Consider the following 15,617-nt stretch of genomic DNA (forward strand, 5'->3'; position numbering starts at 1 on the left):
ACCCCCGTGGGGGTGGCCGCCGCCTGCGGACTGCCGGAGCAGGGTGGGTCAGGCGCTGACGGCCTTCTTCAGCTCCTCGACGCGGTCGGTGCGCTCCCAGGTGAAGTCCGGCAGCTCACGGCCGAAGTGGCCGTACGCGGCGGTCTGGGCGTAGATCGGCCGCAGCAGGTCCAGGTCGCGGATGATCGCGGCCGGGCGGAGGTCGAAGACCTCGGTCACGGCCTTCTGGATGTCCAGGACGGGGACGGTCTCGGTGCCGAAGGTCTCGACGAACAGGCCGACCGGCTCGGCCTTGCCGATCGCGTACGCGACCTGCACCTCGGCGCGGCGGGCGAGGCCCGCGGCGACGATGTTCTTCGCCACCCAGCGCATCGCGTACGCGGCGGAGCGGTCGACCTTGGACGGGTCCTTGCCCGAGAAGGCGCCGCCGCCGTGGCGGGCGTAGCCGCCGTAGGTGTCGATGATGATCTTGCGGCCGGTGAGGCCGGCGTCGCCCATCGGGCCGCCGATCTCGAAGCGGCCGGTCGGGTTGACCAGCAGGCGGTAGCCCTCGGTGACGAGCTTGATGCCTTCCTCGGCCAGCGCCTTCAGCTCCGGCTCCACGACGAACTCGCGGATGTCCGGGGTGAGCAGCGACTCCAGGTCGATGTCGCTCGCGTGCTGCGAGGAGACCACGACGGTGTCGAGCCGGACGGCCTTGTCGCCGTCGTACTCGATGGTGACCTGGGTCTTGCCGTCGGGGCGCAGGTACGGGATGGTCCCGTTCTTGCGGACCTCGGACAGGCGGCGCGAGAGGCGGTGCGCGAGGGTGATCGGCAGCGGCATCAGCTCCGGCGTGTCCTCGCACGCGTAGCCGAACATCAGGCCCTGGTCGCCGGCACCCTGCCTGTCGAGCTCGTCGTCCTCGCCCTCGACGCGGTGCTCGTGCGCGGTGTCCACACCCTGGGCGATGTCCGGGGACTGCGAGCCGATCGAGACCGAGACGCCGCAGGAGGCGCCGTCGAAGCCCTTCTTCGAGCTGTCGTAGCCGATCTCGAGGATCTTGTCGCGGACGAGCTGTGCGATCGGCACGTAGGCCTTGGTGGTGACCTCGCCGGCGATGTGCACCAGGCCGGTGGTGATCAGGGTCTCCACGGCGACGCGCGAGCTCGGGTCCTCCTTGAGGAGGGCGTCCAGGATGGTGTCGCTGATCTGGTCAGCGATCTTGTCGGGGTGTCCCTCGGTGACGGACTCCGAGGTGAACAGGCGGCGAGACACAGCGCTCCCTGGGGTTGCAGCGGCTGCTGACTGAATGCCCCGGTTGTCGGGGCATCCGGAAAGACTTGATTCCTGGAGTGTAACGGGGGAGCACCCGCAACGGGCACTCCCCCACTGATGCAGTCGTGTGACCGTCACCCCGTCCCGTCAGCCGAGACGGGCGACGACGGCGTCCCAGACGGCGTCGGCGAGGGCCTCCTTGGGCCCGTGCGGCACCGGGGTCTCGCCGCCGTCGGCGGCGAGGACGGTGGCCGCGTTGGTGTCCTGGCCGAACGCCTTGCCGTCGCCGACCTCGTTCACCACGAGCAGGTCGCAGCCCTTGCGGGCGAGCTTGGCCCGGCCGTTGGCGAGCACGTCGTCGGTCTCCGCGGCGAAGCCGACCACCAGCTGGCCCGGGCGGGCCCGCTCGGCGGAGAGTTCGGCGAGGATGTCGGGGTTGCGGACGAGCACGACCGGTGCCGGATCGGCGCCGTCCACCTTCTTGATCTTGCCGGTGGCGTACTCCGCGGGGCGGAAGTCGGCGACCGCGGCGGCCATCACCACGGCGTCGGCGTCCAGCACCGCCTTGTGCGCGGCCTCGCGCAGCTGCAGCGCGGTGGACACCCGGACGACGTCCACCCCGGCGGGGTCGGGCAGCTCGACGTTGGCGGAGAGCAGGGTGACCCGGGCGCCGCGGGCGGCGGCGGTCGCGGCCAGCGCGTAGCCCTGCTTGCCGGAGGATCGGTTGCCGAGGAAGCGCACCGGGTCGAGCGGCTCGCGGGTGCCGCCGGCGGAGACCACCACGTGCCGGCCGGCCAGGTCCTGCTCGGCGGCGCCGCGGGCGAGCACCCGGCGGCAGGCCTCGAAGATCTCGGACGGCTCGGGCAGCCGGCCCTTGCCGGTGTCCTTGCCGGTGAGCCGGCCGACGGCGGGCTCCAGCACGACGGTGCCGCGGCGGCGCAGGGTGGCGACGTTCTCCTGGGTGGCCGGGTGCTCCCACATCTCGGTGTGCATCGCGGGGGCCAGCACCACGGGGCAGCGGGCGGTGAGGAGGGTGTTGGTGAGCAGGTCGTCGGCCAGCCCGTGGGCGGCCTTGGCCAGCAGGTCGGCGGTGGCCGGGGCGACGACGACCAGGTCGGCGTTCTGGCCGATCCGCACGTGCGGCACCTCGTGCACGCTCTCCCAGGTCTCGGTGGCGGCCGGGCGGCCGGAGAGCGCGGCCCAGGTCGCCTCGCCCACGAAGTGCAGCGCGGCTTCGGTCGGCACCACGGTGACCTGGTGGCCGGTCTCGGTGAACCGGCGCAGCAGCTCGCAGGCCTTGTAGGCGGCGATGCCGCCGCTGACGCCGAGGACGACGCGCGGTGCGTTCATGGGGGTGGATCTCCTTGTCCGGCCACGCCCGGGTGGGGCTCGCCCTCACCCTACGGCGCATCAGACGGCGGGTGCACCATGACCCGGAGCACAGCGAAGGGCCCGCCGGAACGAGTCCGGCGGGCCCTTGCGCAGGGGAGGCTCAGGCGGCCTCGATCGCCTCGGCGGTGAGCATGCCGGCGTTGATCTCGCGCAGCGCGATCGACAGCGGCTTCTCGTGCACGTGGGTGTCGACCAGCGGGCCGACGTACTCCAGCAGGCCCTCGCCCAGCTGCGAGTAGTACGCGTTGATCTGGCGGGCGCGCTTGGCGGCGTAGATCACGAGGCTGTACTTGGAGTCGGTCGCCTCGAGGAGCTCGTCGATCGGCGGGTTGATGATGCCCTCGGGCGCGGTCATCGAAGAGGACACGCGAAAACCTTCCGAAAGTGGATTTGTCAGTCTCACACAGTCTGACGAGCGGCTCGACGAGCCGATCGGGTCAGACTACACCGAGCAAGGCTAGCAGTTCGGCCGCTACCTGCTCGACGGAGGTGTTGACAAGGGTCGTGTCGAACTCGGTCTCGGCCGCCAGTTCGACCTTGGCCGCGTCGAGCCGCTGGTCGATCACGTGCTGGGGCTCGGTGCCGCGGCCGGTGAGCCGGCGGACCAGCTCGTCCCAGCTCGGCGGAGCCAGGAACACCAGCTGGGCCTCGGGCATCGACTCGCGCACCTGCCGGGCGCCCTGCAGGTCGATCTCCAGCAGGACGGGCTCGCCGCGGTCGAGTCGGTCCTGGACCGCCTGCCGGGGGGTGCCGTAGCGGTTGCCGGCGAACACCGCCCACTCCAGCAGCTCGCCGTTGGCGATCAGCTTGTCGAACTGGTCGTTGTCGACGAAGTGGTACTGGACCCCGTCCCTCTCGCCCGGCCTCGGGTGGCGGGTCGTCGCCGACACCGAGAGCCAGACCTCGGGGTGCATCTTCCTCATATGAGCGACGACCGTGCTCTTGCCGACCCCGGAGGGGCCGGAGAGCACGGTCAGCCGCGGACGCTCACTCATGCACCGATTATCCCGGATCGCGGACCGTCCGGGGACCAGGGGGCCCGGCTCAGGTGGCCGCGCCGCCGAACTCCCGCTCCAGGGAGGCGATCTGGTTGGTACCGAGACCGCGCACACGACGGCTCTCGGAGATGCCGAGGCGCTCCATGATCTGCTTGGCGCGCACCTTGCCGACGCCGGGCAGGCTCTCGAGCAGGGCGGAGACCTTCATCTTGCCGATGACCTCGTCGTCCGCCTTGCCGGCCTTGATCACGTCGTGCAGCGACGCACCGGAGTGCTTGAGCTTGTTCTTCACGTCGGCGCGCTTCCGCCGAGCTTCGGCGGCCTTGGCGAGCGCAGCGGCGCGCTGTTCGGGGGTAAGGGGCGGAAGAGCCACGCCGTTCACCTCAGGTATGGATGGAAGGGATGAGCTATGACTGGTGGTGCCCGGCCTCCGGAGAGCAGGCTCTGACCTGCGTGGCGGCGGAATTCCGCCGCCTTCCGGTGACCTACCGCCGGACACTACCCAACTTAGGCCGCCACGTCAGGAAAAGAACACGAAAAGTCCTGGTCAGCCGGGGCGGACACAGGACTTTTCCGGGCAAATCAACCGCTCTCAGCGACGATTGGTCAGCCCTTTGTGACGCCGCTCACATCCTGGGCGAATCGTTCCGCCGCCTCTCGGAGTGCCGCGACCGACGGTCCGTGCTTCAGCACGTCGCGGCTGACGCTCGGCACGACGTTGCGCACGGAGTCGCCGAAGACCCGCGGCAGATCGGCCGCGGTGGCGCCCTGCGCACCCACGCCGGGGGCGAGCAGCGGGCCGTTGATGGCGAGGTCCGCGCCGGCCTCGGCGAGGGTCGCGCCGACCACCGCGCCGAAGGATCCGAGCGGCTCGGCGCCGGCGTTCTCCGCCGCGAGCCGGCGCAGGACGCCCTGGGCCACGCTCTCGCCGTCCGCGGCGACCGCCCGCTGCACCTCGGCCCCCTCGGGGTTGGAGGTCAGCGCCAGGGCGAACAGGCCGCAGCCGCTGGCACGGGCCAGGTCCACCGCCGGCTGCAGCGAACCGAAGCCCAGGTAGGGGCTGACGGTGAGGGCGTCCGAGAAGAGCGGGCTGCCCGGCGCGAGGAAGGTCTCCGCGTAGGCGGCCATGGTCGAGCCGATGTCACCGCGCTTGGCGTCCATCACGACCAGCGCGCCGGCGGCGCGGGCGTCGGCCGTGCAGCGCTCCAGCACGGCGATGCCCTTCGAGCCGAACCGCTCGAAGAAGGCGGCCTGCGGCTTGAGCACGGCGACCCGGTCGGCCAGCGCCTCGACCACGGTGCGGGAGAAGGTCTCCAGGCCGGCGACGTCGTCGCCGAGGCCCCAGGCGGCGAGCAGCGAGGCGTGCGGGTCGATGCCGACGCAGAGCTGGCCGCGGGTGTCGAGGGCGTGGCGCAGGCGGGCGCCGAACGGGGCGAGGGTGGTCACGGATGTCCTCCGGTCGTCGGGGTCGTCGTACGGTCTCGTACGGTCTCGTGCGGGTCGTGCGGGTCGTGCGGGTCGGGGTGGGGTCAGTCCCGGCGGTGGGCCAGACCGACGGCATCGGTGAAGGCGGCGAGGCCGCGGGAGGCGAGCTCGGTGCGCAGTTCGTCGAGGATGCGCAGCGGGGCCGTCGGGTCGTGCAGCAGGGCGGAGCCGACCGCGACGCCGCTGGCGCCGGCCGCGGCGAAGGCCAGCGCGTCCCGGCCGTCGGTGACCCCGCCCATGCCGAGGATCGGCACGGTGGGCAGGCGTCCGGCCAGCATCGCCGCGTGCACCAGGTGCACGCAGCGCAGCGCCACGGGCCGCACGGCCGGTCCCGAGAGCCCGCCGGGCCCGGCCGCCAGTGCGGGGCGCAGGGTGTCCGGGTCGATGTCCAGCCCGGGCACGGTGTTGATCATCGAGAGGCCGTCGGCGCCGGCCCGGACGCAGGCCGCCGCGATGTCGGTGATCGACAGCACGTCGGGCGCCAGCTTCGCGTAGACCGGCAGGTCGGCGGGGGCGGCCCGGCGCACCGCACGGACGAGGTCGTAGGAGATCGCCGGGTTCGCGGCGAAGACCAGGCCGAGGTCGGCGTGGCTGGGCCCGCCGATGTTCAGTTCCAGGCCGACCACGCCGGGCAGGCCGCCGAGCCGGGCGGCCAGCGCGGCGAACTCCTCGATCCGCTCCCCCGCGATCGACACCACCACCCGGGCGCCGCGCTCGGCCAGCCAGGGCAGTTCCCGCTCGACGAAGGCGTCGATGCCGGGGCCGGGCAGGCCGAGCGCGGTGAGCAGCCCGGCGGGGGTGGCGGCGGCCCGTGGCGTGGGGTGGCCGGCCCGCGGCCGCGGCATGATCGTGCGGGTGGTGACCGAGCCCAGCGCGTCCAGCGGCACGAACTTGGCGAGCTCGCGGACGGGACCGGCGCAGCCGGCCGCGGTGGTGAGCGGGTTCGGCAGGGTCAGCGGGCCGAAGGGCGCGGTGAGATCGACGTCCTGCGGGTCCATCACGCGCCCTCCAGGTCGGCCGGCACCGCCCCGATGTCGGCCCAGCGCACCCGGGTGGCGTCGAACACCGGGCCCTCCGTGCAGACCCGGGCGAACCGGCTGACGCCGTCGGCGCCGACCACCGGGACGACGCAGGCGGCGCACAGGCCGGTGCCGCAGGGCAGGTCGGTGGCGAGCAGGGCCCAGCAGCGGATGCCGAGGTCGGCGACGGCCGCCGCGGTGAGCGCGAGGACGTCGGGTGGGCCCGCCGCGTAGACGACCGAGGCGTCGATCGCCCGGGCGGCCTGGGCGACCGGGTCGGAGACCAGGCCGGTGAGGCCGGCCGAGCCGTCCTCGGTCACCACCAGCACGTCCTGGGTGAGCGCCCGGGCCGCGTCGACGGCGTGCAGGGCCGCTGCGGTCGGTGCGCCGAGCAGGTAGCCGAGCTGGCCGCCGTGGGCCCTGAGCTGCTCGCCGAGGGCCGGCAGCGGGGCGGCGTGCTGGCCGTGGCCGACCAGCAGGGCCCGTACCGGCGCGTCGGGGACGGGGAAGGGCGTGCCGAGCGGGGCGATCAGGTCGAGCGGTCCGCTACGGGGGCCGTCGGCGACCAGCAGGTCCAGGGTCCCGGTGGTGGCGTCGGCCCGGGCGATCGGGACGGCCTCGCGGACCACCGCGTGGTCGCCGGCCAGCGAGGCGAAGTGGCCCGGGCGGGCACGGGACGCGGCCTCGGGCACCTCCAGCACCAGGCGGTGGTACGCGCCCTCCGCCGTGCACCCGTACACCTCCGCCCGCCACCGCACCGGATGGGCCATGTCCGACACCTCTCGATCGATCCGGGACGCCCCGGCGCGCAGCGCACGTCCGCGCCCGGGGTCCCGCGTCCACACCTGCAACTCGCCGGGCGGCCCGCAGGTCACGCCACGATCCTCCCGCCGCGCGCCGTTCCCCGCGCCCGCGGCGGCCGGCGGCTACGCCTTGGCGGTGCCGACGGCGTCGGCGATCGTCCGGTGCCCGCTGGCGCGCAGGCGCGCGGAGAGGCCCTTGTGGACCCGCCGCATCCAGAACGGGCCCTCGTAGACGAAGGCGCTGTAGCCCTGCACCAGGTCGGCGCCGTGCACGATCCGCTGCCAGGCGTCCTCGGCGGTCTCGATGCCGCCGACCGAGACGATCGCGAGGCGGCCCTCGGTGCGGGCGCGCAGCCGCTGCAGCACCTCCAGCGAGCGGGCCTTGAGCGGGGCGCCGGAGAGCCCGCCCATGCCGATCTCCTCGACCCGGGCGGCGTCGGTGGCGAGCCCCTCGCGGCCGATGGTGGTGTTGGTGGCGATGATGCCGTCCAGGCCGAGGGTGAGCGCCATGTCGGCGATCTCGTCGATGTCCTCGTCGGCGAGGTCGGGGGCGATCTTCACCAGCAGCGGCACGTGGTGGGTGGTGACCTCGTCGGCGGCCTTGCGGACGTCCCACAGCAGCGGGCCGAGGATCTGCACGGCCTGGAGGTTGCGCAGGCCGGGGGTGTTCGGCGAGGAGACGTTGACGACCAGGTAGTCGGCGTGCGGGGCGAGACGCCGGGTGGACTTCAGGTAGTCCTCGGTGGCGTCGGCCTCCTCGACCACCTTGGTCTTGCCGATGTTGATGCCGACGACCGGGGTGCCGGTGGCGCGGATCCGGCCGGAGAGGCGGGCGGCGACCCGGGCGGAGCCCTGGTTGTTGAAGCCCATCCGGTTGATCAGGGCGCGGTCCTCGATCAGCCGGAACAGCCGCGGGGCGGGGTTGCCCGGCTGCGGCTCACCGGTGACGGTGCCGATCTCGACGAAGTCGAAGCCGAGCATCGACAGGCCGTCGATGCCGATGCCGTCCTTGTCGAAGCCGGCGCCGAGGCCGAACGGGCCCGGCAGGTCCAGGCCGAGCGCGGTGGTGCGCAGCGCGGGGTCGCGCGGGGCGAGGACGGCCTTCGCGAGCTGCCGCAGGCCCGGGACGGAGGCGGCCAGCCGGATCCAGAAGAAGGCGAGGTGGTGGGCCTTCTCCGGGTCCATCTTCTTGAAGACCAGGTCGAACAGGAGCTTGTACACAGCGCCCTTCCTGTTGGGATCGTCGGGCGAAGCCCGTCCAGCAGGGGCGGTGGTCGGGCGGCGGGAGGGGGGCTGTGGGGGGCACCCGGGTCTCCGGTGCCCCCCACGGTGGTCGGACTACTTGCGGCCGGCGTTGATCAGGGCCGCGTGCTCCTGGAGCGACATGACGCCGACGTCGCCGCGGTGCAGCGCGTCGATGCCCTGGACGGCCGCGCCCATCGCCTGGACGGTGGTCAGGCAGGGCACGCCGCGGGAGACGGCGGCGGTGCGGATCTCGTAGCCGTCGAGGCGGCCGCCGGTGCCGTACGGGGTGTTGATGATCAGGTCGACGGCGCCCTCGTGGATCAGCTGGACGATGGTCCGCTCGCCGTTCGGGCCCTCGCCCTCGCTGTGCTTGCGCACCACGGTGGCGGGGATGCCGCCGCGCTGCAGCACCTCGGCGGTGCCGGTGGTGGCGAGCAGCTCGAAGCCGAGCTCGACGAGCGCGCGGGCCGGGAAGACCAGGTTGCGCTTGTCGCGGTTGGCGACCGAGACGAAGACCTTGCCCTTGGTGGGCAGGGCGCCGTACGCGCCGGCCTGGGACTTGGCGTAGGCGGTGCCGAAGACCCGGTCGATGCCCATGACCTCGCCGGTGGAGCGCATCTCGGGGCCGAGCACGGTGTCGACGCCGCGGCCGGCCACGTCGCGGAAGCGCGACCACGGCAGCACGGCCTCCTTGACGGAGATCGGGCAGTCGGCGGGCAGCGTGCCCCCGTCGCCCTCGGCCGGCAGCAGGCCCTCCTGGCGGAGCTCGGCGATGGTGGAGCCGAGCGAGATCCGGGCGGCGGCCTTGGCCAGCGGCACGGCGGTCGCCTTGGAGGTGAACGGCACGGTGCGGGAGGCGCGCGGGTTGGCCTCCAGCACGTAGAGGATGTCGCCGGACAGCGCGAACTGGATGTTGATCAGGCCGCGGACGCCGACGCCGCGGGCGATCGCCTCGGTGGAGGTGCGCAGGCGCTTGATGTCGTAGCCGCCGAGGGTGATCGGGGGCAGCGCGCAGGCGGAGTCGCCGGAGTGGATGCCGGCCTCCTCGATGTGCTCCATGACGCCGCCGAGGTAGAGCTCGGTGCCGTCGTAGAGGGCGTCGACGTCGATCTCCACCGCGTCGTCGAGGAAGCGGTCGATGAGCACCGGGTGCTCGGAGATCAGGCCGGCGTGGCGCTCCAGGTAGGACGCGAGCGAGGCCTCGTCGTAGACGATCTCCATGCCGCGGCCGCCGAGCACGTAGGACGGGCGGGCCAGCACGGGGTAGCCGATCTCGTCGGCGATGGCCTTGGCCTCGTCGAAGGAGAAGGCGGTGCCGTGCTTGGGGGCGGGCAGGCCGGCGTCGCGCAGCACGCGGCCGAAGGCGCCGCGCTCCTCGGCGAGGTCGATCGCCTCGGGCTGGGTGCCGACGATCGGCACGCTGTTGTCCTTGAGCGCCTGGGCGAGGCCGAGCGGGGTCTGGCCGCCGAGCTGCACGATGACGCCGGCGAGCGGGCCGGCCTGCTGCTCGGCGTGGACGATCTCCAGGACGTCCTCCAGGGTGAGCGGCTCGAAGTAGAGCCGGTCGGAGGTGTCGTAGTCGGTGGAGACGGTCTCCGGGTTGCAGTTGACCATCACGGTCTCGTACCCGGCCTCGGCGAGCGCGAAGGAGGCGTGCACGCAGGAGTAGTCGAACTCGATGCCCTGGCCGATGCGGTTCGGGCCCGAGCCGAGGATGATCACCGCGGGCTTGGTGCGCGGGGCGACCTCGGTCTCCTCGTCGTAGGACGAGTAGAAGTACGGGGTCCGGGCGGCGAACTCGGCGGCGCAGGTGTCGACGGTCTTGAAGACCGGGCGGATGCCGAGGGCGTGCCGGACCTCGCGGACGACGTCCGGGCGCAGGCCGCGGATCTCGCCGATCTGCTGGTCCGAGAAACCGTGCCGCTTGGCGTGGCGGAGCAGCTCGGGGGTGAGCTTCTCGGCCTCGGCGAGCTCGCCGGCGATCTCGTCGAGCAGGAAGAGCTGGTCGACGAACCACGGGTCGATCTTCGTGGACTCGAAGACCTCCTCCGGGGTGGCGCCGGCCCGGATCGCCTCCATGACGGTGTTGATCCGGCCGTCGGTCGGGACGACCGCCTTGGCGAGCAGCTCCGCCTTGTCGCCGAGGGGGCCGGCCCAGGTGAACTGGCTGCCCTTCTTCTCCAGCGAGCGCAGCGCCTTGTTCAGCGCCTCGGGGAAGTTGCGGCCCATCGCCATGGCCTCGCCCACCGACTTCATGGTGGTGGTGAGGGTGGCGTCGGCGGACGGGAACTTCTCGAAGGCGAAGCGCGGGACCTTGACCACGACGTAGTCGAGCGTCGGCTCGAAGGAGGCCGGGGTCTGCTCGGTGATGTCGTTGGGGATCTCGTCCAGGGTGTAGCCGACGGCCAGCTTGGCGGCGATCTTGGCGATCGGGAAGCCGGTGGCCTTGGAGGCGAGCGCCGAGGAGCGGGAGACGCGCGGGTTCATCTCGATGACGATGACCCGGCCGTCCTCCGGGTTGACGGCGAACTGGATGTTGCAGCCGCCGGTGTCGACGCCGACCTCGCGGATGACGGCGATGCCGATGTCGCGGAGGATCTGGTACTCGCGGTCGGTGAGGGTCATCGCCGGGGCGACGGTGATGGAGTCGCCGGTGTGGACGCCCATCGGGTCGAAGTTCTCGATGGAGCAGACGACCACGACGTTGTCGTGCTTGTCGCGCATCAGCTCCAGCTCGTACTCCTTCCAGCCGAGGATGGACTCCTCCAGGAGCACCTCGGTGGTCGGCGAGAGGGCGAGGCCCTGGCCGGCGATGCGGCGCAGCTCCTCCTCGTCGTGGGCGAAGCCGGAGCCGGCGCCGCCCATGGTGAACGAGGGGCGGACGACGACGGGGTAGCCGCCGAGGGTGTCGACGCCCTTGAGGACGTCGTCCATCGAGTGGCAGATCACCGAGCGGGCGGACTCGCCGTGGCCGATCTTGGCGTTGACGGCCTCGACGACGCCCTTGAAGAGGTCGCGGTCCTCGCCCTTGTTGATCGCCTCGACGTCGGCGCCGATCAGCTCGACGCCGTACTTGTCGAGGGTGCCCGCCTGGTGCAGGGAGATCGCGGTGTTGAGCGCGGTCTGGCCGCCGAGGGTCGGCAGCAGCGCGTCGGGGCGCTCCTTGGCGATGATCTTCTCGACGAACTCCGGGGTGATCGGCTCGACGTAGGTGGCGTCGGCGATCTCCGGGTCGGTCATGATCGTCGCCGGGTTGGAGTTGACCAGGACGACGCGCAGGCCCTCGGACTTGAGGACGCGGCAGGCCTGGGTGCCGGAGTAGTCGAACTCCGCCGCCTGGCCGATGACGATCGGGCCGGAGCCGATCACCAGGACGGACTTGATGTCGGTGCGCTTCGGCACGGGTCAGCTCCCAGCGGTGGTACGGGCCGGGGCGCCGGCCATCAGGTTGACGAAGCGGTCGAAGAGGTACGCGGCGTCGTGCGGGCCGGCCGCCGCCTCCGGGTGGTACTGCACCGAGAAGGCGGGGGTGTCCAGGCACTGCAGGCCCTCGACCACGTCGTCGTTCAGGCAGACGTGGGAGACCTCGACGCGGCCGAACGGGGTGTCGCTGACCCGGTCCAGCGGAGCGTTCACGGCGAAGCCGTGGTTGTGCGCGGTGACCTCGACCTTGCCGGTGGTGCGGTCCTGCACCGGCTGGTTGATGCCGCGGTGGCCGTACTTGAGCTTGTAGGTGCCGAAGCCCAGGGCGCGGCCGAGGATCTGGTTGCCGAAGCAGATGCCGAAGAACGGGGTGCCCCGCTCCAGCACGCCGCGGGCCACCTCGACCTGGTGGTCGGCGGTGGCCGGGTCGCCCGGGCCGTTGGAGAAGAAGACGCCGTCGGGGTTCACCGCGTAGACGTCCTCGATCGTGGCGTCGGCGGGCAGCACGTGCACCTCGATGCCGCGCTCGGCCATCCGCTGCGGGGTCATCGCCTTGATGCCGAGGTCCAGCGCGGCGACGGTGAACTTCTTCCCGCCGATCGCCGGGACGACGTAGGGCTCGGTGGTCGCGACCTCGGCGCACAGGTCGGCGCCCTTCATCTCGGGCGCCTGCAGCACCCGGCCGAGCAGGGTCTGCTCGTCGGCCAGGGCCTCGCCGGAGAAGATGCCGACGCGCATCGCGCCGCGCTCGCGCAGGTGGCGGGTGAGCGCCCGGGTGTCGATACCGCTGATGCCGACGACGCCCTGGTTGGCCAGCTCCTCGTCCAGCGAGCGGCGGGAGCGCCAGTTGGAGGCGACCCGGGCGGGGTCGCGGACGACGTACCCGGCGACCCAGATCTGCTTGGACTCGTCGTCCTCGTCGTTCCAGCCGGTGTTGCCGATCTGCGGGGCGGTCATCACGACCACCTGGCGGTGGTACGACGGGTCGGTCAGGGTCTCCTGGTAGCCGGACATGCCGGTGTTGAAGACCGCCTCGCCGAAGGTCTCGCCGACGGCGCCGTACGCCTGGCCGCGGAACGTCCGGCCGTCCTCCAGGATGAGCACGGCGGGCACTCGCTCCCGCCTGGTGCGAGGCGTGGTGGGGGCAGGTGCGGTCATGTTGCGGCCTCTTCCGTCTTCTTCGTCTTCGTTCGTTCGGTCAGAGCCTCGACCGCCTCGACCCAGGCGGTGTGCTCGTCGGGGTGGTCGGCCCGGAAGCCCGAGTCCAGGGCGGTGCCCCGGTGGTCCCAGGTGACGACCAGCAGCCCGGCGGGGACGACCTTCCCCGCGATGCCCGAGTCGCGCCGGGCGCCGGTCAGCGCCGCGGCGGGGATCCACAGGTCCTCGTCGCCGGGGCGGCGGACCAGCAGTCCCTGCTCGGTCAGGGTCAGCTCGGCCAGGCTGCGGGTGCCGAGGCCGTGCACGACGACCCGGTCCAGCCAGTTCCCGGCCGTGGTGGAGCCGTGGTAGCGGCCCTTCGCCTGCAGCAGCGGCGCCCCGGGGTCGGCGGGCGCGGCGGGCAGCGGCGGCAGCTCGGACTGCAGCGTCCGGCGCCAGTTCCAGCCCTGCCGCATCAGCCAGTAGACCAGGGCGATCAGGATCAGCAGGCCGACCGTCCAGCCGATGTAGCCGGGCCAGTTGGTGACCCTGGCCTGCTCGGCGGCGAGGCCGGTCACGCCAGCCCGTCCCGGTCGGCCAGCTCGCCGGCCAGCACGGTCGCGCGGCCGCGCAGGAAGGTCGCGTGCACGCGTCCGGGCAGGTCCAGGCCGCGGTAGGGGGTGTTTCGGCTGCGGGTGGCGAAGCTCTCGGGATCCACGGCACCACGGTACGCGGGATCGAACAGCACCAGGTTCGCCGGCTCACCCACCGAGATCGGGCGGCCCTGGCCGGTGAGACGGCCGATCCGCGCCGGGCGGTACGACATGCGGTCCGCGACCGCCTCCCAGTTCAGCAGGCCGGTGTCCACCATCGTCTGCTGGACGACGGAGAGCGCCGTCTCCAGGCCGACCATGCCCATCGCGGCGACCGCCCACTCGCAGTCCTTGTCCTCCGCGGGGTGCGGGGCGTGGTCGGTGGCGACCGCGTCGATGGTGCCGTCGGCGAGCGCGGCGCGCAGCGCCTCCACGTCGGTGGCGGTGCGCAGCGGCGGGTTGACCTTGTAGACCGGGTCGTAGGTGCGCACCAGCTCGTCGGTGAGCAGCAGGTGGTGCGGGGTGACCTCGGCGGTGACGTTCCAGCCCTTGGCCTTGGCCCAGCGGATGATCTCGACCGAGCCGGCGGTGGAGACGTGGCAGACGTGCAGGCGGGAGCCGACGTGCGCGGCGAGCAGCACGTCGCGGGCGATGACCGACTCCTCGGCGACGGCCGGCCAGCCGCCGAGCCCGAGCTCGCCGGAGACCTGGCCCTCGTTCATCTGGGCGCCCTCGGTGAGGCGGGGCTCCTGGGCGTGCTGGGCGACGACGCCGTCGAAGGCCTTCACGTACTCCAGGGCGCGGCGCATGATGACGGCGTCGTCGACGCACTTGCCGTCGTCGGAGAAGACCCGCACGCCGGCGGCGGAGTCGTGCATGGCGCCGAGCTCGGCGAGCTTCTTGCCCTCCAGGCCGACGGTGACGGCGCCGACCGGCTGGACGTCGCAGTAGCCGGACTCCTGGCCGAGCCGCCAGACCTGCTCGACGACGCCGGCGGTGTCGGCGACGGGGAAGGTGTTGGCCATCGCGTGGACGGCGGTGTAGCCGCCCTTGGCGGCGGCCTGGGTGCCGGTGAGGACGGTCTCGGCGTCCTCGCGGCCGGGCTCGCGCAGGTGGGTGTGCAGGTCGACCAGGCCGGGCAGGGCGATCAGGCCGTGGGCGTCGATGTCGACGTCCGCCTCGGCGGTCAGGCCCTCGCCGATCTCCCGGACGACGCCGTCGGCGATGTGGATGTCCTTGGGCGCACCGCCGAGGATCTGGGCGTTGCGGATCAGGTAGCTGGTCACTGGGCGGTCTCCGAGGAGTCGGTGCGGGGGCTGTCGGCGAGGGTCGCGCCGCCGAGCAGCAGGTAGAGGACGGCCATCCGGATGGAGACGCCGTTGGCGACCTGCTCGACCACGGTGCAGCGCGGCGAGTCGGCGACCTCGGCGGTGATCTCCATGCCGCGGACCATCGGACCGGGGTGCATCACGATCGCGTGCTCGGGGAGCTGCGCCATCCGGATGCCGTCCATGCCGTAGCGGCGGGAGTACTCGCGCTCGGTGGGGAAGAAGGCGGCGTTCATCCGCTCGCGCTGGACGCGGAGCATCATCAGCGCGTCGGTCTTCGGCAGCACGGCGTCGAGGTCGTAGCTGACCTGGCAGGGCCAGTTCTCGATGCCGATCGGCACCAGGGTCGGCGGGGCGACGAAGGTGACCTCGGCGCCGAGCGTGGTCAGCAGGTGCACGTTGGAGCGGGCGACCCGGCTGTGCAGGACGTCGCCGACGATCGTCACCCGGCGGCCGGCGAGGTCGCGGCCGGGGCCCGGGTTGAGGTGCCGGCGCATGGTGAAGGCGTCGAGCAGGGCCTGGGTGGGGTGCTCGTGGGTGCCGTCGCCGGCGTTGATGACGCTGCCGTGCAGCCACTCGGACTGTGCGAGCCGGGCCGGCGCGCCGGAGGCGTGGTGCCGGATGACGACCGCGTCGGCGCCCATGGCCTGCAGGGTGAGCGCGGTGTCCTTGAGGCTCTCGCCCTTGGAGACCGAGGAGCCCTTGGCGGAGAAGTTGATGACGTCCGCGGAGAGCCGCTTCTCGGCGACCTCGAAGGACGTCTTGGTGCGGGTCGAGTCCTCGAAGAAGAGGTTGACGACGGTGCGGCCGCGCAGGGTCGGCAGCTTCTTGACGGCGCGGCCGGAGAGCTGGGCGAGCTCCTCGGCGGTGTCCAGGATGAGCAGGGCGTCGTCGCGGGCGAGGTCGGCGGTGGAGACGAGGTGGCGCTTCACGCGGG

14 protein-coding genes are annotated in these 15,617 nt (G+C 72.6%); all 14 read right to left on the bottom strand.

What is annotated here, in order from left to right:
- Positions 1 to 48 precede the first annotated feature (48 nt).
- Positions 49 to 1,257, bottom strand: a complete 1,209-nt coding sequence (metK, locus tag IE98_RS0113065) for a methionine adenosyltransferase (protein WP_030268410.1) — start codon at positions 1,255 to 1,257, stop codon at positions 49 to 51.
- A 147-nt stretch (positions 1,258 to 1,404) separates the two neighbouring features.
- Complete coding sequence (gene coaBC, locus IE98_RS0113070) at positions 1,405 to 2,607, bottom strand: bifunctional phosphopantothenoylcysteine decarboxylase/phosphopantothenate--cysteine ligase CoaBC (RefSeq protein ID WP_030268412.1); 1,203 nt, start codon at positions 2,605 to 2,607, stop codon at positions 1,405 to 1,407.
- A 142-nt stretch (positions 2,608 to 2,749) separates the two neighbouring features.
- Positions 2,750 to 3,016 carry a DNA-directed RNA polymerase subunit omega gene (gene rpoZ / locus IE98_RS0113075; RefSeq protein WP_030240625.1) on the bottom strand — a complete coding sequence of 89 codons (267 nt, stop codon included), beginning with the start codon at positions 3,014 to 3,016 and terminating at the stop codon, positions 2,750 to 2,752.
- 70 nt (positions 3,017 to 3,086) lie between these two features.
- A complete protein-coding gene (gene gmk / locus IE98_RS0113080; protein ID WP_030268414.1) occupies positions 3,087 to 3,644 on the bottom strand; it encodes a guanylate kinase in 558 nt (185 codons plus the stop codon).
- A 49-nt stretch (positions 3,645 to 3,693) separates the two neighbouring features.
- The gene (gene mihF, locus IE98_RS0113085; RefSeq protein ID WP_030268416.1) at positions 3,694 to 4,020 is read right to left on the bottom strand and encodes an integration host factor, actinobacterial type; all 327 of its coding nucleotides are present in this window, start codon (positions 4,018 to 4,020) and stop codon (positions 3,694 to 3,696) included.
- Positions 4,021 to 4,253: 233 nt separating this feature from the next.
- Positions 4,254 to 5,093 carry an orotidine-5'-phosphate decarboxylase gene (pyrF, locus tag IE98_RS0113090; RefSeq protein WP_030268418.1) on the bottom strand — a complete coding sequence of 280 codons (840 nt, stop codon included), beginning with the start codon at positions 5,091 to 5,093 and terminating at the stop codon, positions 4,254 to 4,256.
- Positions 5,094 to 5,176: 83 nt separating this feature from the next.
- Positions 5,177 to 6,130: a dihydroorotate dehydrogenase gene (locus IE98_RS0113095; protein ID WP_030268420.1), complete on the bottom strand. Its 954-nt coding sequence runs from the start codon at positions 6,128 to 6,130 to the stop codon at positions 5,177 to 5,179.
- Positions 6,130 to 6,921 carry a hypothetical protein gene (locus tag IE98_RS0113100; RefSeq protein WP_030268422.1) on the bottom strand — a complete coding sequence of 264 codons (792 nt, stop codon included), beginning with the start codon at positions 6,919 to 6,921 and terminating at the stop codon, positions 6,130 to 6,132. The genes IE98_RS0113095 and IE98_RS0113100 overlap by 1 nt, the downstream gene beginning before the upstream one ends.
- Positions 6,922 to 7,077: 156 nt before the next feature.
- Entirely contained in the window at positions 7,078 to 8,175 is a 1,098-nt protein-coding gene (locus IE98_RS0113105; protein WP_030268424.1) for a quinone-dependent dihydroorotate dehydrogenase, read from the bottom strand.
- 117 nt (positions 8,176 to 8,292) lie between these two features.
- On the bottom strand, positions 8,293 to 11,601 hold the full coding sequence (carB, locus tag IE98_RS0113110) for a carbamoyl-phosphate synthase large subunit (protein ID WP_030268426.1): 3,309 nt from the start codon (positions 11,599 to 11,601) through the stop codon (positions 8,293 to 8,295).
- 3 nt (positions 11,602 to 11,604) lie between these two features.
- Positions 11,605 to 12,780 (bottom strand): glutamine-hydrolyzing carbamoyl-phosphate synthase small subunit, encoded by a 1,176-nt coding sequence (gene carA / locus IE98_RS0113115; protein ID WP_030268428.1) that lies wholly within the window; start codon positions 12,778 to 12,780, stop codon positions 11,605 to 11,607.
- Positions 12,777 to 13,337, bottom strand: coding sequence for a hypothetical protein (locus tag IE98_RS0113120; protein ID WP_030268430.1), 561 nt, complete (start codon positions 13,335 to 13,337; stop codon positions 12,777 to 12,779). The genes carA and IE98_RS0113120 overlap by 4 nt, the downstream gene beginning before the upstream one ends.
- Positions 13,334 to 14,638, bottom strand: coding sequence for a dihydroorotase (locus IE98_RS0113125; RefSeq protein WP_030268432.1), 1,305 nt, complete (start codon positions 14,636 to 14,638; stop codon positions 13,334 to 13,336). The genes IE98_RS0113120 and IE98_RS0113125 overlap by 4 nt, the downstream gene beginning before the upstream one ends.
- Positions 14,635 to 15,612, bottom strand: a complete 978-nt coding sequence (locus tag IE98_RS0113130) for an aspartate carbamoyltransferase catalytic subunit (protein ID WP_030268434.1) — start codon at positions 15,610 to 15,612, stop codon at positions 14,635 to 14,637. Before IE98_RS0113130 ends, IE98_RS0113125 begins: the two co-directional genes overlap by 4 nt.
- Between the last annotated feature and the right edge of the window lie 5 nt (positions 15,613 to 15,617).

This window comes from Streptomyces sp. NRRL B-24484, from assembly GCF_000717715.1.
GTDB lineage: Bacteria > Actinomycetota > Actinomycetes > Streptomycetales > Streptomycetaceae > Kitasatospora.